This window comes from Rhodoflexus caldus (genome assembly GCF_021206925.1).
GTDB lineage: Bacteria > Bacteroidota > Bacteroidia > Cytophagales > Thermoflexibacteraceae > Rhodoflexus > Rhodoflexus caldus.
Window position 1 is genome coordinate 1 of record NZ_JAJPRF010000011.1, and the last position, 19184, is coordinate 19184.

Here is a 19184-nt window from a genome sequence, read left to right on the forward strand (position 1 = left end):
ACTATGTAGGCAGTCAATTTATCAAAGACGATGACAGCCTTGATATGCACCAAGTGCTGCGCAAGTTTCAGTCTTTTATGAAAGAGCAGTACAGCAAGCGCGATAAAGATTTCAAAGAGCGGGAATGGCGGCTGATATTTCTTTCCTACCTCAAACCGATTATCAACGGGCGGGGCTATGAATTTAAAGAAGTAGAAACTTCGGAAGAAAAGCGGATGGATATTGTCGTTACCTACATGCAATGGCGATACATCATTGAATTGAAGCGTTGGAGCGGGGAAAAATCGCATGAAAGGGGCTTAGACCAGTTGGCGAACTATTTGGAGATTCACGGGGTAAATGAAGGCTGGCTGTTGATATTTGACGACCGCAACAATCCGACATGGCGCGAAGAGCTGATTCATCACAAAGGCAAAGAGATTTTTGCGGTGTGGATATAGTGTGATACAAAAACACAAGTGATTTGCGAAAAATGCTTTGTATAAATTAATGAAACACAGGTATTTAAACCTGTCAGGTTTGTGTATATCCATGTAGCTGATAAACTTACCGCTCAAAAAAGCCGATTGTACCGCCTACCCAAGTCATGCCTTTGTTGAAATCCACGCCCATCATTTTGCCTTTGCTGAGGCGTACCAAATTGGTCAGCAATTCCATTTGACCGTTTACATTGACAAACAGTAAACGCAATTCGGCTTTGGCGGGGTAGTCTAAGGTTTCTATCACCGGCTCGTATGTTACCTTGCGCATCAGCACGTAGTTGCTGCGCTCACTGTCAGGAATGGCATCCACATCGGCACGGGTTACGTCAAATTTTACGCCCGCTCCTGCAAAAGAAAACAGCGGTTTGAGTACGTAATTTTCTAAATCCTCAGGAATGGCAGTCAGTTTATGCAGGAAATAGGTTTTCGGTACGTAGGGGCTGTCTAAAAACGGTAGCGTAAACTTGCTCATCTTGAAAAACCAGTTCGGATGCCCTGCCCATTGTACGTCCAACGCATCGGTAAAACTGAAATGCAGCGGCAAATCGGTGCGCTGGCTCAACTCATCAAAAATTACGCGATTGTAGATGCGGTCAATCCAAATTTTTTTACCGTCTTGTTCGTAGTACAATTTTTTGCCGTCCTTGCGCACTGCCGTAATACACACGGGTTTTACGCCCAGAAACCGCTCCGTACAGGCAAAATCAATGCGGGTTTTCTGCTTTTCGGGCATAATTTCCAACAGGATGGTGTTTTCGGGTGCGGCATCTGCTACAATGGCTTTGCGCAACTTTCCCAAATACAGACCTTCATTTTGCTGCAATTCGGCAGGGAAAAAATGCGTCAGATTATCGGGCAGCCCGTAATGTTTTTTGAACATGCCCGCAATAAAATGCTGAAAGGCAAACAGCGAAGGAAAACCTTGTAATTCAATGAGTTGTGGTATCAATTCGCCGTTTTCGTCTTTGCCAATCGCAAAATCAATGGCGGCAAAAACGGGCATATCGGTATCGTTGGGTACGACCAAGTGCGGCGGAATGGCACGGTGCATTTCGCGGCGGTAATGCTCGCTGTTCACCTGCTGCCAAATGGCGTATCCGGCCTCTTCCAACCTTGCTTTGAGCGCAGGCGGAATAAAAATGGGCGTTTCACAGATTTTAAAAGCTACCTCAAAGCCAAACTGCGCGTTGATATCGGCAAGCATGGCATTGTAGCGGGCTTCGGTAAAGTTTTGGTTGAATGTTTGGCGATATTTGGAAAACATGATGGGGTCAGGTTACTCGTTATTTATTTCGTTGATGATTTGCTCAATATCTTTTGCAAACGCAGGTGACGGTTGCCAAAAATGTCTTTTCGTCTGCGATGAAGGATTGAAAGGTATAGCCGTTGATGAATCTTTGTGCCCCTGCGATTGCGTCTCGGATATGCAGCAGCCTTATGTAATCGTCGGGCTTTTCTTTTTTCATAAATCAATATTTTATCCCGATTGACAAATTCCCTGACATATGGCGAAAGTGCGTTTACGCTCACAAAATCTACTTTTTTGCCCGTCATTTTTTCAAGCTCGTCCCACATACTGAAAAACTCCAGTCCGGTGCGTATTTGTGAATAATCTAATCTGACCAATAAGTCAATATCAGAGTTTTCATCTGCCTCGCCGCGGGCATATGAACCAAACAGATAAACCTCTTTTACAGGCTTATCCTTAAAGTAGCTCCTAAAAGCGGGTATAAAGAATGGCTCATTGGCGAATGTCACGAACCAAATTTAAGAATTGCACATAAAAAACCCGACAGGTTTCAGAATCCTGTCGGGTTTTATTTTATCACGTTGATTAACTACGCCGCCTGTTTGGTCAGCACGCCGCTCAGCACTTCGGTGAGCTTATTGCACAGGGCGTTGAGTTCCTCCTCTGTCCAAGTGATGCGCACCACCATAGAAATCAGGCGCTGCATAATCGCGTCGGTTGCAGGGAACTGCACCGTAGCATAGTCTTGCGGGCATTCCATGGTTTGTGCAGGGATGGTGAACAGGGTCTTCATACCGCGCAGGTGCTCCCAGTTGCGGATATAGTGGAAATGGTTGTCGTACCAATATTGAATACCTCCGATACCGTTTTCGGCAAAAGCCTTCACCACGCGGCGGGCAGTTTCCTCATCGGGCAGGAAAAACGAGAGGAACGTTGCCGAATCTCCCTCAGGGTCAGGCAGATAGCGGAAGGTAATTTCAGGGAATTGCGCCAGCGTTTCTTTCAGGCGCTTTTTGTGCTTGCGCTGTTGAGCAAGGATGTAATCAATTTTGCGAAGTTGTGCGAGTGCAACCGCTGCGTGCAGTTCGCTGGTGCGGAAGTTGGTACCCAGCACAGGGTGGCCTTCCATGCCGCGGTTATTGCCGATGTGGTCGTGGCCGTGGTCGCTGAACATGTCGGCATTCAGGTACATCTGCTTGTCGTTCGTAACTATTGCGCCGCCTTCGCCTGCGGTGATGATTTTAAAGAAGTCAAAGGAATATGCGCCCACTTTACCGAAAGTACCCAGCATTTTTCCTTTGAAAGAAGCTCCTAATGCCTGTGCCGTATCTTCAATCAGGATGAGGTTGTGCTCGTTGCAAATCTGAACGATTTCGTCAATTTGTGCCATTGCACCGCACATGTGCACCAATACAACGGCTTTGGTTTTAGGCGTAATGGCCGCACGGATAGCCGCAGGGCTAAGGCACAGCGTTTCGTCAATATCTACAAACTTGGGTATTGCACCGCCCAGCAATACGCCCTCAATGGTTGCAATGTAGGTAAAGGGCGGCACCAGCACTTCATCGCCCATGCCAAGGCCGCAGGCAGCCATACAAAGCGCTACGGCGGTTGTACCGCTGGAACACATCAGTGCGTGCTCTGCGCCCGTAAATTTTGCCAGTTCCTGTTCAAAAGTTTTGGCTTTCCAGTGGCCTTTGCGTTGTTCGTCGTGGTTATAGCGGAACAGAATACCTGTCTCCAATACGTCGTTAATCTCTTTGCGCTCTTCTGCGCCAATCAGTTCTGAGCCCGGCATGGTTTCAATGGGATTAAATACACAATTTTTGCCTGCAAAATTACAGTTTTGCGTGCAGAACTACGCTATTTTCTGCCCGTTTGCGGCGGGTGCATCGGGGCGTAACAGAATCACATCGCCGCTGCCGTCCACCACACCCAGCACAAGGCATTCCGACATAAAATCCGCTACCTGTTTGGGCGGAAAATTCACCACGGCAACTACCTGCCTGCCTATGAGTTCCTCTTTCGTGTAGCGTTTGGTAATTTGTGCCGAACTTTTGCGAATACCCAATTCGCCAAAGTCTATTTGCAGCTTGTAGGCAGGTTTTCGCGCCTTCGGAAAATCATCAGCCGCTATGATGGTGCCTACGCGCAGGTCAATTTTTTCAAAGTCTTCCCAAGTAATCATCGGATATTTTTTTGATTGCAGATGAACCGCAAACCATTTTTAGCCTAATTTCGGCTCGTTTTTTCAAAGGTAATGGAAGTTAAAATCATCAATCGTTCAGGGCATCCGCTGCCGCACTACCAAACCGAACTTTCGGCGGGAATGGATATTTGCGCACATTTGGAGCAGCCCGTTGTGCTGGCTCCGTTGCAACGCGCACTGATTCCCACAGGTTTATTCATGGAACTGCCCGCAGGCTTTGAGGCACAAATCCGCCCGCGCAGCGGTTTGGCATTGAAACACGGCATCAGTATTGTCAATTCGCCCGGCACTATTGACGCCGACTATCGCGGCGAAATCAAGGTCTTGCTCATCAATTTGGGGCAGGAAGATTTTGTAGTTGAAAACGGTGCGCGCATCGCCCAAATGGTCATTTCACGCCATGAACGCATCATTTGGCAGCCCGTTGAAAGCCTTTCAGATACCGAACGCGGCGCGGGTGGCTACGGAAGCACAGGGGTTTGATAAAAGGTATTGAAACATCGGCCGGATGTTTAGCATCAAACCGATGTTTCCGATACGCTCATTTTGTCATCTAACCATTTGACTATCAGCGCCAATACCTGTTCTTTTTCTGTTTCGTTGTGCAGTTCGTGGCGCATGTTTTCCCAATAATGAGCCGTTAGCAGCTCAGGTTGCATGCGCTGCGCAAACTCGCGAGTTGCATCGGCACTGGTAATTTTATCGTCTAATCCATGCATCAGCAGCACAGGCAGCGTTATTTTATCGGCCTGACGGATAGCCAGCAGCCCCGCCTTGCTGACAACGGTAAACATACCTGCCGATATTTTACGCAGAATCATCGGGTCAGCCCCGTAAGCCTGTTGCACGGTGGTGTCCTTGCTCAGGTGCTCCAATTTCAGGTTGGCAGGGTTCATCAGTTGCGGGAAAATGAGGTAGGCAACTTTGGCAAGTATTTTCAGCGGCAGAGGCGGCTCTTGCGTCAGTCGCAGCCACGGGCTTGTTATCACTGCCCCTTTGAGGTAGTTGGGTTGGTGGCGAATCAGGTAGTTAGCTGCCAGATTGCCACCCATGCTGTGGCCATACAGAAACAGCGGCAAGCCTTCAAATTTTTCGGCAGCCAGCGCCATCATTTCGCGGATATTTTCCAACAAGTCTTCATAAGTTGGCGTATGTCCGCGCCGCCCGCCCGATTGACCATGTCCGCGGAGGTCAAAGCCCATCAGGCCGTACCCCTGTGCATTGAGATATGCGGCTACGTGTACGTAGCGCCCTATGTGCTCGGCAAAGCCATGCACCAAGCAAACGAGGGCTTTGGGCTGCTCAGGCAACCAGCAGCGCCCTTTCAGCATGACTTGGTCTTGCGTTTGCCATTCAAAAGAAAAATCGTGTGCCGTCATACAGCAAACCGTTAAGCCTCGCCCATAGTGCCCCCGAAGTTCATCGGGAAGCGAATAGGCTCTTCTGCCAATTTAATTTTGCCGAAAGTTTCTTCGTATTTGTCAATATTGTCTTTCAATGCCATTAATAATCTTTTGGCATGTTCGGGAGTGGTAATTACGCGCGAGCGCACTTTGGCTTTAGGCATCGCGGGCAACATGCTGATAAAATCAATGACAAATTCGGTGTGAGAATGTGCAATCATTGCTAAGTTGGTGTACACGCCGTCAGCAATTTCTTCGGGCAACTCTATGTTCAGCGGCTGGTCGCCTTCCAGTTCTTCGTGTTGCATGGTTACATGAATATTAACTTACGTTTTGCAAAATAATCGTTTTTTACATTGTTTGAAAAAATGATGCACAAATGCACAAAAAACCCGAGAAGCCTTTGAAGGCCTCGCGGGTTTTTTGCTGAATTTATAATGATGTGTATTTGTTTATCCCAAATAAGTTTTCAGTGCTTTGCTGCGTGAGGTATGGCGTAAGCGACGGATGGCCTTTTCTTTAATTTGGCGGACGCGCTCACGAGTAAGGTCAAATTTTTCACCAATTTCTTCTAATGTCAGAGCACTTTCACCGTTCAAGCCGAAGTAAAGCGTAACCACGTCTGCTTCGCGTGGCGTAAGTGTGGAAAGTGCACGTTGTACTTCGCGGCGCAATGAGTCATCCATCAGCGTAACATCGGGGCGATGCGCATCACCGCCTTCAATTACGTCAAGCAAGGTGTTTTCTTCGTCTTGCTTAAAGGGTGCATCTACCGACACGTGTCTGCCTGAAATTTTGATGGTTTCATTCACTTCGCCAAGAGGCATATCCATTACCTCTGCCAATTCTTCGGGAGAGGGTTCGCGTTCGTATTTCTGCTCTAACTCGGAAAATGTTTTGGCAATTTTGTTAAGTGAGCCTACGCGGTTCAAAGGCAGGCGAACAATGCGCGACTGCTCGGCCAGTGCTTGCAGAATAGACTGACGAATCCACCAAACGGCATAGGAGATAAACTTGAATCCGCGAGTTTCATCAAAGCGCTGAGCGGCCTTAATTAAGCCCAGATTGCCCTCATTAATCAGGTCGCCTAATGACAAGCCTTGATTTTGGTACTGTTTGGCGACCGAAACAACGAATCGCAAATTGGCCTTAGTGAGTCTTTCAAGAGCTTGTGCATCGTTGTCTTTGATGCGTTTGGCAAGTTCTACTTCCTCGTCGGGGTTCAGCAAATCTACTTTGCCGATTTCTTGCAGATACTTGTCCAAAGACTGACTTTCGCGATTAGTAATCTGCTTGCTAATCTTTAGCTGCCTCATGGTTGATGTTTAAGTTGTGTAAAGTAAATCTGTTAGTAGAGTTTTATCGGATAGCATCAAAATTGTAAATTATGCAAACAAAGTGCAAAACTTACCCCATTCTTACGCTTTGTACGATATTCCCGAAATTAAAGTTTCGGTTTCACTTTTCAAATAGTTGTAAGTAAAAAATTTGTGGGTAGGTAATAAGCACAAAAAAGCCTTGCCGTTTTACTAATGCGGCAAGGCTTTTATTAAGAACCGTTCAAAATTATTGCTTATCGCGAGCGCTTGTTGTCGGGTTTGCGGTTTTTATCGCCGCCTCTGCGCTCGCCGCTGCCGTTGGCATATCCTTCGGGTTTGGGCAGCAATACTTTACGCGACAGGCGATATTTGCCCGTTTTCTTGTCAATTTCGGTAAGCTGAACCTGTATTTCTTCACCGATTTCCAGCACGCCGTCCATTGATTCCAAACGTTCCCACTTAATTTCGGAAATATGCAGCAGGCCGTCTTTGCCTTTCATGAACTCAACGAAAGCACCGAAAGGCTGGATGGAGCGTACTATGCCTGTGTAAACTTCTCCGACTTCGGGCGTTGCCACTATTGCTTTTACTTCGCGCAGCGCGATGTCAAGCGAATCTTTATTGGCCGAGAAGATGGTTACAACGCCTTCATTGCCAACTTCTTCTATGTTGATGGTCGCACCGGAAGTACGTTGCATTTCCTGAATAATTTTGCCGCCCGGGCCGATAACCGCGCCAATCATATCTCCCGGAATGCGAAGCGTTACACAACGCGGTGCATGTGGTTTGAGGTCTTCGCGTGGTTGGCTGATGGCTTTTGCCATTTCTCCCAGAATGTGCAAGCGGCCTTTGCGTGCTTGTTCAAGCGCTTCGGCGAGGACTTCATACGACAGCCCGTCCACTTTGATATCCATCTGGCAAGCCGTGATGCCCTTAGCCGTGCCGGTTACTTTGAAGTCCATATCGCCCAAATGGTCTTCGTCGCCGAGGATATCGGAAAGGATGGCATATTTTCCGGTTTTACTGTCCGAAATCATACCCATGGCAATGCCTGAAACAGGCGCTTTGATTTTGATACCGGCATCCATAAGTGCAAGCGAACCTGCGCATACGGTTGCCATAGATGAAGAGCCGTTTGATTCCAGAATATCGGAAACTACGCGGATGGTATATGGGTTTTCTTCTTCGGGAGGCATTACTTTTTTAATGGCACGACTGGCCAAATTGCCGTGGCCTACCTCGCGACGGCCGGGTGCGCGGTTGGGCTTCACCTCACCCGTAGAGAAGGCCGGAAAGTTGTAGTGCAACATGAATTTGCTCATACCGCCAATCATAGCCCCGTCAATAATTTGTTCGTCCAACTTTGTACCCAGCGTAACAGTGGTCAGCGATTGGGTTTCGCCGCGGGTAAACAGCGCCGAGCCGTGCGGCGAAGGCAGAAAGTCCACTTCGCAGGCAATCGGGCGAATTTCGTCTAACTTACGGCCATCAAGGCGTATGTTGTACTCTAATACCAAATTGCGGGCAGCCAGCCATTTAATGTTGTCCAGATAGCGCGCAGCCATCTTCTTATCAATGGTTGTGTCTTCGGGAAGGCTGTTCAAATATTCTTCTTTGATTGCCTTGAAAGCAGCGCTGCGCTCCTGTTTAGGGGCAGGGGTACGGGCTACGTTCAGGTAGGCATCGTAGTAGCGTTCAAACAGTTCTTTTTCCAGTTCAGGGTCGTGTTTTACGTGGCTGTAGGCGCGTTTTTCGGTTTTGCCGACCATTTCGGTCAGTTCGCGCTGTGCCTGCACCTGAATCTTGATGGCTTCATGTGCGGTTTTTAAAGCCTGCAACAGGTCTTCTTCCGAACATTCATTGGCTTCGCCTTCTACCATCACAATATTGTCGTAAGAAGCCGCCACAATCAGGTCTAAGTCGGCATCTTTCAACAAATCGGCTTTGGGATTAATCAAAAATTGCCCTTGGTGTTTGATAACGCGCACTTCGGAAATAGGCCCGTTGAAAGGGATATCCGAGACGGCAAGGGCAGCCGACGCTGCCAGTGCGGCGTAGCTGTCGGGCATTACTTCGGGGTCGCCCGAAATTAAAATCACGTTAATTTGCGTATCGGCGAGGTAGTCTTCCGGAAACAGCGGGCGGATGGCTCTGTCCACCAATCGGCTGATGAGCACTTCATAGTCGGACAGCTTGCTTTCACGGCGCTGAAAACTGCCGGGAATTTTGCCCATAGCTGCAAATTTTTCCTGATAATCAACCGAAAGCGGGAAAAAGTCTTGGTCTTCTTTGGCTTCCGGTACGGAAACAACGGTTGCCAGCAACATCATATTGCCCGTGCGTACTACTACTGCGCCATCTGCCTGACGCGCAAGTTTACCTGTTTCAATAGTGATTTGTCTGCCGTCGGGCATGACAATCGTTTTTGTAACTGCGTTGAATTGCATTGTTTAATTTAAGTGAATTTTTTACACAAGATACAGTCTGCTTGCTGATGTTCCGCGGGGAATCTTTGGTCGGTGGGAACAGAAGAAGGTCTTGGCTGATTGATAAAGACCGTACTGTGCTTAACCGCTTCGTTACCTTATCGGATTGGCCGCTTTGAAATCCGGGGCAACATCATCTACAGAAGGTTTGCAGCTATGTTAAGTAATCAAGCAAAACAGACCGATATTTCGGGGCTCGGATTCGGCGTTTCGGATTTAAAAAATCAGCGAAAAACCGTGTTGTCCGCAAAATCCCGTGGGCTTGTCTAAGATGCTTGCATTTGCTTAATCGTTTTTGCCGAAAACCTCGGAAACAAAATTAACTAAAAAAAGGGAACTTGTAAACAAGCTCCCTTTAATCTGTTATTTTCTGATATTCAGCTCGGCAATAATTGCACGATAACGCATGATATCGGTGCGCTGAAGGTAGTTCAGCAGGCTGCGACGCTTACCTACCAGCTTGAGCAGACCTAAACGGCTGCCGTTGTCTTTTTTGTGAACTTTCAGGTGCTCGGTCAGGTGGTTGATGCGGTGCGTGAACAACGCAATTTGAGACTCTGGAGAACCTGTGTCTTTTGCAGATTTTGCAAAACCGTGCTTTGCAAAAATCTCTTCTTTGGTTTCTTTATCTAAATACATGACTTTGAAGAGTTTACGATTTAAAACCGGCCTTTACCTTGCGTTGAAAGCCTGTAATAAATCAAAGGTTTAAAAACAGGCTGCAAATATAGGCGAAAAAATCGGAAAAACTATTGTCCTTGTTTGGTGCGAGGTATAAAAATATAACGCATTCGTTTGTTGCGCAAGGGGCGATAGCCTTCTTCTATGTCAAAGAGTACGGGGTCGTGGTGGCGCGGCATGGTGAGCAGAGGGGCGGCCATATTGCGGTAGTGCCAAGCAAGAAACGCCCCGACGAGTGCTCCCAGCAGGTGCGATTCCCAAGAAACATTCAATTGCCCCACTTGCGGGAATACGCCTTGCAACATCCCGCCGTACAGGGCACCTACGCCCAAAGCAATCATCAGCGAGGCGCGGTTGCGGCGAAATACGCCCGAAAAAAACAGGAATGAGGCCAGCGCATAAACCTGTCCGCTTACGCCGATATGATAGGAGGGTCGTGCCAGCAGCCAAACGCCAATGCCGGTGCCGAAATAGGCCACCGTTAGCACAGAGCGGCTCTCGCGCGGATAGAACAGGAATGTAGCCGTGCAAAGAATCAGCAAAGGAAACAGATTGGAAACGAGATGCAGCCAATCGCCATGCACCAGCGGGGCAGTCAAGATGCCGACGGCACCCAACAACGAACGCGGGAAAATGCCCAAACGCGCCCAGTTGTACCCTGAAAGCCATTGCAGCAGCCCGAATAGTACAAAAGGAGCAGTCAGCAGCAGGCTCAGCAGGAAACTTCGGGAAAGGCGCATCAGTTTTGTTTTTTGAAGAACGAGTCTACAAATTCATCGCGGTTGAAAATTTGCAGGTCTTCAATTTTTTCGCCTACGCCAATGTATTTCACCGGAATTTTAAATTGGTCGGAGATACCGATAACAACACCGCCTTTGGCAGAGCCGTCTAATTTGGTGATAGCCAGTGAGTTTACCTCGGTGGCTTTGGTGAACTCAACGGCTTGCAGAAATGCATTTTGTCCGGTGCTGCCGTCCAGTACAAGCATGACTTCATGGGGCGCATCGGGAATGAACTTCTGTTGTACGCGCTTGATTTTTGCCAACTCGTTCATCAAATTGACTTTGGTGTGCAAGCGGCCTGCCGTGTCTATGATGATAATGTCTGCGCCCATTTCCGTGCCTTTTTTAACGGCATCAAAGGCTACGGCAGAAGGGTCTGTATTCATGCCGTGGTCTATAACGGGCACGCCTACGCGCTCGCCCCAAAGTTTGATTTGGTCTACCGCTGCGGCGCGGAACGTATCGGCTGCACCGATAACCACGCTGTAACCTTGTTTTTTGAATTGGGCAGCCAGTTTGCCAATAGTGGTGGTTTTGCCTACACCGTTTACGCCAACCACCATAAGTACGTAGGGGCGTTTGTTTTCGGGGATGCGAAAACCGTCGAGTGTGTCTTGTGGGTTTTTGGCCAGCAAGGCTTTTATTTCATCGCGGATGATGCTGTCCAACTCGGAGGTGCTGACATATTTGTCGCGCTTTACGCGCTCTTCTATGCTGCGAATAACTTTGATGGTAGTTGCTGCACCTACATCTGAGGCAATCAGAATGTTCTCCAATTCGTCAAGCACTTCTTCGTCTACCTGCGATTTGCCGGCAACGGCTTTGGTCAGCATGGAAAAGAAGCCTTTGCTGCTTTTTTCAAGTCCTTTATCGAGCGATTCTTTTTGCTCCTTAGAAAAAAATCCGAATAAACCCATTGTAATGCGGTTGCGTTGAAATTAGCCCTTAAAATTGCGAAGTTTAATGATAAAAACCCTAAGGATTGGGAAAATCCTTAGGGTTTAAGGCAGCAACAGTTCTGTCGGCAACTGACTGACTGAATGCCGGAATTACTTTGCGTTGAGGAATTCTTTTACCTGGTCTTCAGGCATAATCTCCTCTTTAAAAATATACGCACCTGTCTTAGGCGACTTAACGGCCTTTACAACGCGGGTATATTTAACGCCGCCTTCTTTTTTCAGGGTAGCAACTACTTTCTTAGCCATGACAATTACTTAATTTCTCTGTGAAGGGTGTAGCGTTTCAGAATTGGGTTGTATTTTTTCAATTCCAAGCGCTCAGGAGTATTTTTACGGTTTTTGGTCGTAATGTAACGCGACATGCCGCCCATACCTGAATTTTTATGCTCGGTGCATTCCAGAATTACCTGGATGCGATTGCCTTTCTTTGCCATTGTATATGTTCCGGTTTGATTATTTCAACTTCACTTTAGATGACAGCGTGCCTTTGGCAGCAGCTTCTTTCAGGACATTGCCCAGACCATTTTTAGTAATGGTACGCATAGCGGAAGTAGATACTTTCAAAGTTACCCAGCGGTCTTCTTCAGGCAGGTAGAATTTCTTTTTCTGCAAGTTGGGAGCGAAAGTACGCTTCGTTTTATTGTTAGCGTGCGATACGTTATTTCCAATACGAACACGCTTGCCGGTGATATCGCAAATTTTAGACATGGTGATACCTTTTTTGAACAGGACTGCAAAATTAGTGTAAGGGCAATAAAAAACCAACAGACTATCAAATATTTAATTTGACTTTCCCATAACTGTCTCGCTAATGCCCATGCTGCTGAACCCGCCGTCATGGAAAAGGTTTTGCATGGTTACTTTGCGTGTCAGGTCTGAAAACAGGGTGATGACGTAATCGGCGCAATCGTCGGCAGTGGCATTGCCCAGCGGCGACATATCATCGGCATATTTAAGGAATGCGTCAAAGCCGCCTACGCCTGTGCCTGCGGTGGTTGGTGTCGGTGATTGGGAAATGGTATTGACGCGGATTTTTTGCGATTTGCCAAGGCGGTAGCCGTAGCTGCGGGCGATAGATTCCAGCAAGGCTTTGGCCTGTGCCATATCGCCGTAGTCGGGGAATACGCGCTGTGCAGCGATGTAGGTAAGCCCTACGATGGAGGCATAATCGTTAAAGGCTGCCAGTTTTTCACCGGTTTGCATCATTTTGTGGAAAGAAATGGCAGAAATATCCAATGTTTTCATGAACCACTCGTAGTTCAAATCGCCGTATTCTTTCTTTTTGCGCACGTTGGGGCTCATGCCTATGGAGTGCAACACGAAGTCTATTTTACCGCCCAAATGCTCCATTGATTGGCGGTACAGGTTTTCCAAATCTTCTACCGAAGTAGCATCTGCCGGAATGACGATGGTTTGGCACTCTTCTGCCAATTTATTGATTTCACCCATGCGCAGGGCAATCGGCGCGTTGGTCAGTGTGAAAGAAGCGCCTTCCTGTTTGGCACGCAGCGCCACACGCCATGCGATTGAGTTGCTGTCAAGTGCGCCCGTAATAATGCCTCTTTTGCCTTTTAACAGATTATACATTGCTAAATCGTTGAATTAAAGTGGAAAAAATCGGGTGCAAATTAACAAACCTGCGTAACTACGCAAAAAAGCGGGGGGAGTTGGCGCAATTTATCGGTTGCCGCGGAAGGAAAAAGTGATATGCGGATTGCGGTCAATCCATTGGCTGATACTGTCTGCCCAGATGGCGGCGGATTTTTCGGTGGGGTGTGCACCGTCTTTGCGGCGCTCGAAGGTCAATTGGCGTGAATCGAAGAATCGTTCGCGGCCTACATATTTGATTATCAGATTGTTAATTCCGGTGTCTTCTTTCCAGTTGGGCGGCCCTATCCAAATAAATTCTGCATCGCTCATTTGCCTGACTATCTCGCGGATGTGGTCTTCTTTGGCTGCAATTTTATGGTCGTTAATCTGATTGGCACCAAGCGAAAAAATTACTAATGTAGGCCGATAACTTTTAATCATGTTTTCCAGCTTATCGGTTTTTGCCCAACTGTCGGTAGTAGAGCCGTACCAAGGCTGATAACGGATGTCAAAGTTGCCCTGTTTGCGGAGTTTGCGCCAAGCAAGAAACAGCCCGTCGCCCATGGAGTCGCCTGTTAATAGGATGCGGTGGCGGCTGCCGTCATTTTTTTCATGGAAAACCAATTCTTTTCCTTTTTTTACTTTGCCTTTGGCTACGATGCGCTGATTGCGACGGAGAGAGTCGCTGATATGCGCGATGCTGTCCTGAACGGCGGCCTCGCGGCGTGCTTGTTGCAGTTCGGCATTGATTTGGAACTGTGCTGCCCAGCGGAGCAATAATGCAACGGCAATCAGGGCAAAGATGCCCAAGCTGATATTGCGTTGTAATCGTTCCATAGTGTTATATCAGGCAGCTTTTTTGTTGATAGTTTTTCTGTTACAATTTGCTTAAACACGCAAACACAGGGCAAAAGTTCCGGTTAGGGCGTTGTTCGGCAAATAAAATAACGCTTCAATAGCGGCAATTTTCGTGTTAATAAACAATTATTGCGGTAATAAACCCCGATTTTTGCAGATATTCCTAAAAAAGTACAACATCTTCTATGAAACTGCTAAATGAATTGTTAAAAACATATGTTGTTCCGGCGGTCGTTGCTTTGGTGTGCGGGCTGTCGTTGCCGGATGCTTGGGCACAAAAGCCGGGGAGCAACCCCAAGCCTGCTACAAAAAAACCGACTACAACGGTTAAGAAGCCGGCCGCTGCGCAGACCAAACCACCTGCCACGCAGCCCGCAACAGCGGTTGCCAAACGCGAGTTGGGAGCTTTGGAGCCTTATTATCAAACGCAGGTTTATCAGATTATTGAGTTTTTAGAACTGATTTTCAATGAATTAGGGGCAGAAGATACACCTTTGCAGGATAAAGAGGAAATCGTTAAAACCAGTTATCTGAAAGTATTTCGCGACAGCAAAGTTCAGATAGAAGATGACCTTGATACGCGGCGCACAACGCCTACCAACAAAGATGTACAGGCATATTTGAAAGATATTGACTTCTTTTTTAAGCGGGCAGAATTTAAGCTCACACACAAACGCACCGAGCAACTCCTCTCGGAGCAGGGCACACGCGTGGTGAAAGTTACCCTCAATCGCGAGTTGAATGCAGTACTGCTGGACGGAACGCCCATTACGCACAACCAGTTGCGCTATGTGGAAATGAACATTGACACGGTGCGTCGGGAAATGAAAATTGCCAGCATCTATACCAACCGTTTGGACGAAGCGCAGGAATTGCAGCAATGGTGGGCGGGGCTTTCGCCTGAATGGAAAAATTTGGTAGCGCCGCAGTTTGCCAATCAGGCAGAGGTTGGGTTGGAACAACTGCGGGCTGTTACGCAAATAGAGGCATTGGATTTGAGCAATGCGGTACGTTCGGGGCTGATTACTTCATTTGACCCGCTGTCTGAACTGACGGGGCTGCGCTCGCTGAAACTTGCACAAACGGGCATCGCCGATTTGTGGCCGCTGCGCAACCTTGCCCGTTTGGAAAATCTGGATATTTCGGGAACGCCCGTTACTTCTTTAGACCCGCTCAAATACCTTTCGGCGCTGCAACAACTGAACCTCGCGGGAGTGCCTGTTGCCGACCTTTCGCCTATCGGCAATTTATTGCAATTGCAGCAACTCAATATTTCCAATACGCAAGTCAGCAGTTGGGAGGCACTTGCCGACCTGAGCCGTTTGCAAACGCTTCAAGCAACCAATTTGCCTGCCACCAATCTGAACGGCATTGAAAAACTGAAAAGTTTGCAATTTTTGGATGTTTCGGACTTGAAAATCAGCAACATTGCGCCGTTGGCGGCACTGCCTGCATTAGAAAGACTCTATTTAGACAACACGCTTATCAACTCTGTGGGGGCGCTGCGCGGTAAAAGCAGTTTGCAGTTACTTTCCATCAACAATACCCGCGTCAGCAGCCTGACGGAGTTAAGCGGTATGGCTTCTTTGGAGCGCATCTATGCCGACGGGACGCCACTCAGTCGGGAAGAAATTAACCGTTTCATCGCTGCCAACCCCAAATGCTTGGTGATGAACAACAGCGATGCTATGGCGAGTTGGTGGGAAAAATTGCCGCGCCGTTGGCGCAATGTCATTATTACCTATGTGCGCATTTCGGGGTCTAATCCAAGCCGTGAGCAGTTAGCACAAATTGCCCGCCTGACCGAGATAGATATTACGGGGAAGGCCGATATCACTACTTTGGAACCGCTCAAAGCCTTGCGTGAACTGAAAAAGCTCAAATGCAGCAGCACAAGCGTTATCGACCTCTCACCGTTGCAGTTTTTGGACGATTTGGAACACATTGAGTGTCGCAGCACGCGCATCAGCGACCTTGCACCGCTTGGCGGATTGAAACAGTTGAGTTATTTGGATATTTCGGGCACGCAGGTTTCCTCTTTGGCTGCCATTCAGAACCTGCCCGCGCTTACTACGCTGTATGCCGACAATACTTCCGTCAATCAAGAACAATTTGCTGCTTACATCAATGCCAAACCCGACCGCACGGTGGTCTTCATGTCGCGGGCATTGGAAAGTTGGTGGTCATTGCTGGCTCCGGAGTGGAAACAAGTTTTCAGACAAGCAACCGGCATTCGCGAAGAGAATCCGTCGTCGGAAGGGCTGCACCAGATTGCTAAGTTACACATGCTTAACATTCCTTCCGGTACGCGAATAACCACGCTTACACCTGTTGAAATGCTGTTCCGTTTGCATGAATTCAATTTCAGCAATACAATGGTGCAAGACCTTTCGCCACTTGCTAAGGTACAGTCGCTGCGCATTTTGCGCCTGCCAAGCAACCCCATTCGCAGCTTGGCAGCCATTCATGGCCTGAGCAATCTGGAAGTACTGGACATCCAAAGCACGCCTATTGAGAAAATAGAAGAAGTGCTGCCGTTTGTCAATCTGAAAGAGTTGAATATTTCCGGTACGCCCATTAAACGGCTGAAAGGCATTGAAGGGCTTCAGCAGTTGGAAAGATTGAGTTTTTACAGCACAACCATCGGCAGCATCAAGCCGTTGGAGAGTCTGCCCAATCTGAAAAAAGTGCAATGCTACCGCACTAAACTTTCGCCGCGGGAAGTGGCCAATTTCCGCCGCATCAAACCCGATTGTGAGATAGAATATTACTAATTGAATCGTTTTCGCAATGGAAAGGAGGCTTGCTGTGCGGCCTCCTTTTTTTTGTTACCTGTTGAAATCTTCCTACTGAAAATAACAATTACTGCCGCTGTACTTACACGCTCCGATAATTTAAATTCTTGCCTGTATACAACTTTTGCCTGCTTCTTCGTTTATAGAAATGTACCCCATGTTCCAACAACTCCTTTTAACTTACTGCTTTTACCCGAAGCATACGCGAGAAACAGTATGATTACTTTGATGCGATATTGTTTAATAATTTGGCTAATAACTTTTACATGGGCTGCCGTTGCTGACAATCGCATAGAACAACTGATGCAAATTGTCAGTCAGGACAGAAAAGATGCACGCCAAGTAGATGCAATGAACGAACTGGCTGAGAATGTGGCATCTACCGAGGTGGAAAAAGCATTGGACTATGCACGTAAAGCGGAAAAACTTGCCCGGCAAATCGGCTATGTGCAGGGGCAGGCCAAAGCGCTCGAGGTTTTGGGCACTATACATGCTTTTCAGCAACAGAAACACGACGATGCGGCCGAGTATTTCACGGATGCCTATAAGATATACTACAAGGCTTATCAGGAAGGAAAATTGAATAAGTCGGTTTTGTATGACTTTATAACCAAAAAGATAATACCGGCTTTTCAACTCATCACAGGCAAAGAAGAAGACCTCCCACGCCGTGCCAAAAGAGCTGTAAAGATATACAAAACCTTACAGGGTGAGTTTACGCCTGTTCTTGCAGAAATAGCAGCCCTACGCGAACAGGAAATACGTAAGCGCGATTCTAAGCTCGATTCTGCCAAAAATGCGCTGGACAGCAAGAAAAACGAGCTTCTTTCCAAAGAAGAAGAACTCAAACGCAAGGAAGCCGAAATACAAAACAAAAATCAGCAACTGAACAGCAATAAGCAGCGGCAATTTCAGTTGGCACGCCTGAACGTGAAGTTGGGAGATAGCCTGCGTCGTTCGTCGGACAGCCTCAAAACTACAATGGACAGCCTTGCACAGATGGCTGCGCACCTGAAAGTAACCACTGAAACGCTCATGCTGCACGAGATACGCCTGCAACAGGCCGCCGTAAAAGCGCTCGAGGAAGAAAACCGCAACCTGTTGCTGCAAGAGGAAAAGAAAAAGCAGCAACGCATTATTTACCTCTCGCTGGCAGCCTTGGGGGCAGCAGCCATTATCGGATTCCTGATTTTTCAGAACTACCGCTCGCAAAAGAAACTGAATGCCGAGCTAACCATTCAACGCAACGAGCTGGCACAAAAAAATATTGAGATTGAAATGCAGAAGGAGGAAATTCTGACGCAGAATCAAAATATTATGCAGCAGAATGCGCAGATAGAAGCCCAGCGCGATAAAATACACGCCAAGAATCAGCAAATCATTGCGGGGCTGAACTATGCCAGCCGCATTCAGTCGTTCATGCTGCCATCCATTGAGCACATTCAACAATCCATCCCTGAGTTTTTTGCCTTCTATAAGCCGCGGGACGTAGTCAGCGGAGACTTCTACTGGTTTGGTAAGGTTGGCGAAGGTGCTGCTACGCAACTGATTGTGGCAGCTGCCGATTGTACGGGTCATGGTGTGCCGGGCGGTTTTATGAGCATGATTGGCAACAAACTGCTCGATGAAATTGTCTATATCCGAAATATCCATTCGCCGGAGCAAATACTCAACGAATTGCACAAAGGCATCATCAAATCGCTCCGGCAAAATGAAACTCGCAACAACGACGGCATGGATATAGCCATTTGTGTGGTGCATCCGGCAAAACAGAAAGTAACGCTTGCCAGTGCTAAAAATCCGGTCATTTACATCCAAAATGAATCGCTTTGCGAAATTAAAGGCGATAAATTACCGATTGGCGGCGTGGTAACAGAGCAACGGGACTATACGCTGCATGAAATTGACATCAGCCAGCCGACGATGATTTACATGTTCTCCGATGGTTTGCAAGACCAGTTTGGCGGGCCGGAAGGCAAGAAATTCATGCTTCGCAACCTCCGCAATAAGTTGGCTGCCATTTGCGATAAACGCATAGAAGAACAACAGGAGGCCATCGTTCAAACCATGAAAAAGTGGATGGAAGGGTATGGCACTGTTCATAAGCAATTGGACGATATGATGTTGTTAGGTTTTAGGGTAGGGGGCGCGCCAACGGCTACTGCTTGATATCACGGTGTTTGTTATTGATTGCTTGTCATGCTGCGGAATTACTTATCGTGGCATGACTTGTTTTATGTGCAATCGGTAGTCTGCTGTTTGTCGGAAAACCGTTTTTTCAAGAAAAACTTGAATTTGTATAATAAAATATTGTTTAGGTGCAATATTGTTTTGCTTATTGCGTTAATTTCGCAGGACAGATAAGTGCAAA

The 19184-nt window shown here is 47.5% G+C and carries 20 protein-coding genes; 4 read left to right on the forward strand and 16 right to left on the reverse strand.

What is annotated here, in order from left to right; translation table 11 throughout:
- A partial coding sequence (locus NDK19_RS12080; RefSeq protein WP_250632149.1) for a restriction endonuclease occupies positions 1-440 on the forward strand: 440 nt, incomplete at its 5' end.
- 106 nt (positions 441-546) lie between these two features.
- Here the strand turns inward: NDK19_RS12080 and NDK19_RS12085 are convergent.
- The 4 genes from NDK19_RS12085 to NDK19_RS12100 form a co-directional block, all read right to left on the reverse strand.
- Positions 547-1746 (reverse strand): hypothetical protein, encoded by a 1200-nt coding sequence (locus NDK19_RS12085; protein WP_250632150.1) that lies wholly within the window; start codon positions 1744-1746, stop codon positions 547-549.
- A 23-nt stretch (positions 1747-1769) separates the two neighbouring features.
- On the reverse strand, positions 1770-2240 hold the full coding sequence (gene mntA / locus NDK19_RS12090; protein WP_250632151.1) for a type VII toxin-antitoxin system MntA family adenylyltransferase antitoxin: 471 nt from the start codon (positions 2238-2240) through the stop codon (positions 1770-1772).
- An 80-nt stretch (positions 2241-2320) separates the two neighbouring features.
- Positions 2321-3529 (reverse strand): DegT/DnrJ/EryC1/StrS family aminotransferase, encoded by a 1209-nt coding sequence (locus tag NDK19_RS12095; RefSeq protein ID WP_250632152.1) that lies wholly within the window; start codon positions 3527-3529, stop codon positions 2321-2323.
- 60 nt (positions 3530-3589) lie between these two features.
- A complete protein-coding gene (locus tag NDK19_RS12100) occupies positions 3590-3919 on the reverse strand; it encodes a tRNA-binding protein (protein WP_250632153.1) in 330 nt (109 codons plus the stop codon).
- A gap of 72 nt (positions 3920-3991) precedes the next feature.
- Here NDK19_RS12100 and dut point away from each other — a divergent pair, with 72 nt between their 5' ends.
- Positions 3992-4423, forward strand: a complete 432-nt coding sequence (dut, locus tag NDK19_RS12105; RefSeq protein ID WP_250632154.1) for a dUTP diphosphatase — start codon at positions 3992-3994, stop codon at positions 4421-4423.
- A gap of 35 nt (positions 4424-4458) precedes the next feature.
- Here dut and NDK19_RS12110 read toward each other — a convergent pair whose 3' ends face one another.
- The 12 genes from NDK19_RS12110 to NDK19_RS12165 form a co-directional block, all read right to left on the reverse strand.
- Positions 4459-5319: an alpha/beta hydrolase gene (locus tag NDK19_RS12110; RefSeq protein WP_250632155.1), complete on the reverse strand. Its 861-nt coding sequence runs from the start codon at positions 5317-5319 to the stop codon at positions 4459-4461.
- Between the two features lie 11 nt (positions 5320-5330).
- Complete coding sequence (locus NDK19_RS12115) at positions 5331-5651, reverse strand: DUF3467 domain-containing protein (RefSeq protein WP_250632156.1); 321 nt, start codon at positions 5649-5651, stop codon at positions 5331-5333.
- 144 nt (positions 5652-5795) lie between these two features.
- Positions 5796-6659, reverse strand: a complete 864-nt coding sequence (locus tag NDK19_RS12120) for a sigma-70 family RNA polymerase sigma factor (protein WP_250632157.1) — start codon at positions 6657-6659, stop codon at positions 5796-5798.
- A 257-nt stretch (positions 6660-6916) separates the two neighbouring features.
- The gene (gene pnp / locus NDK19_RS12125) at positions 6917-9109 is read right to left on the reverse strand and encodes a polyribonucleotide nucleotidyltransferase (protein ID WP_250632158.1); all 2193 of its coding nucleotides are present in this window, start codon (positions 9107-9109) and stop codon (positions 6917-6919) included.
- 402 nt (positions 9110-9511) lie between these two features.
- Positions 9512-9787: a 30S ribosomal protein S15 gene (gene rpsO, locus NDK19_RS12130; RefSeq protein WP_250632159.1), complete on the reverse strand. Its 276-nt coding sequence runs from the start codon at positions 9785-9787 to the stop codon at positions 9512-9514.
- Positions 9788-9897: 110 nt separating this feature from the next.
- Positions 9898-10569, reverse strand: coding sequence for a rhomboid family intramembrane serine protease (locus NDK19_RS12135; protein WP_250632160.1), 672 nt, complete (start codon positions 10567-10569; stop codon positions 9898-9900).
- Complete coding sequence (ftsY, locus tag NDK19_RS12140; protein WP_250632161.1) at positions 10569-11528, reverse strand: signal recognition particle-docking protein FtsY; 960 nt, start codon at positions 11526-11528, stop codon at positions 10569-10571. The genes NDK19_RS12135 and ftsY overlap by 1 nt, the downstream gene beginning before the upstream one ends.
- 132 nt (positions 11529-11660) lie before the next feature.
- Positions 11661-11816 (reverse strand): DUF4295 domain-containing protein, encoded by a 156-nt coding sequence (locus NDK19_RS12145; protein ID WP_250632162.1) that lies wholly within the window; start codon positions 11814-11816, stop codon positions 11661-11663.
- Positions 11817-11821: 5 nt separating this feature from the next.
- Entirely contained in the window at positions 11822-12004 is a 183-nt protein-coding gene (rpmG, locus tag NDK19_RS12150) for a 50S ribosomal protein L33 (RefSeq protein WP_250632163.1), read from the reverse strand.
- A gap of 19 nt (positions 12005-12023) precedes the next feature.
- Positions 12024-12278, reverse strand: coding sequence for a 50S ribosomal protein L28 (gene rpmB, locus NDK19_RS12155; RefSeq protein ID WP_250632164.1), 255 nt, complete (start codon positions 12276-12278; stop codon positions 12024-12026).
- Between the two features lie 72 nt (positions 12279-12350).
- Entirely contained in the window at positions 12351-13157 is an 807-nt protein-coding gene (locus tag NDK19_RS12160; protein WP_250632165.1) for an enoyl-ACP reductase FabI, read from the reverse strand.
- A gap of 90 nt (positions 13158-13247) precedes the next feature.
- Positions 13248-13997, reverse strand: a complete 750-nt coding sequence (locus tag NDK19_RS12165) for an SGNH/GDSL hydrolase family protein (protein WP_250632166.1) — start codon at positions 13995-13997, stop codon at positions 13248-13250.
- Positions 13998-14203: 206 nt separating this feature from the next.
- On the opposite strand from NDK19_RS12165, the gene NDK19_RS12170 reads away from it, so the two are divergent.
- On the forward strand, positions 14204-16792 hold the full coding sequence (locus tag NDK19_RS12170; protein ID WP_250632167.1) for a leucine-rich repeat domain-containing protein: 2589 nt from the start codon (positions 14204-14206) through the stop codon (positions 16790-16792).
- A gap of 249 nt (positions 16793-17041) precedes the next feature.
- Positions 17042-18982 carry a SpoIIE family protein phosphatase gene (locus NDK19_RS12175; RefSeq protein ID WP_250632168.1) on the forward strand — a complete coding sequence of 647 codons (1941 nt, stop codon included), beginning with the start codon at positions 17042-17044 and terminating at the stop codon, positions 18980-18982.
- The last annotated feature ends 202 nt before the right edge of the window (positions 18983-19184 follow it).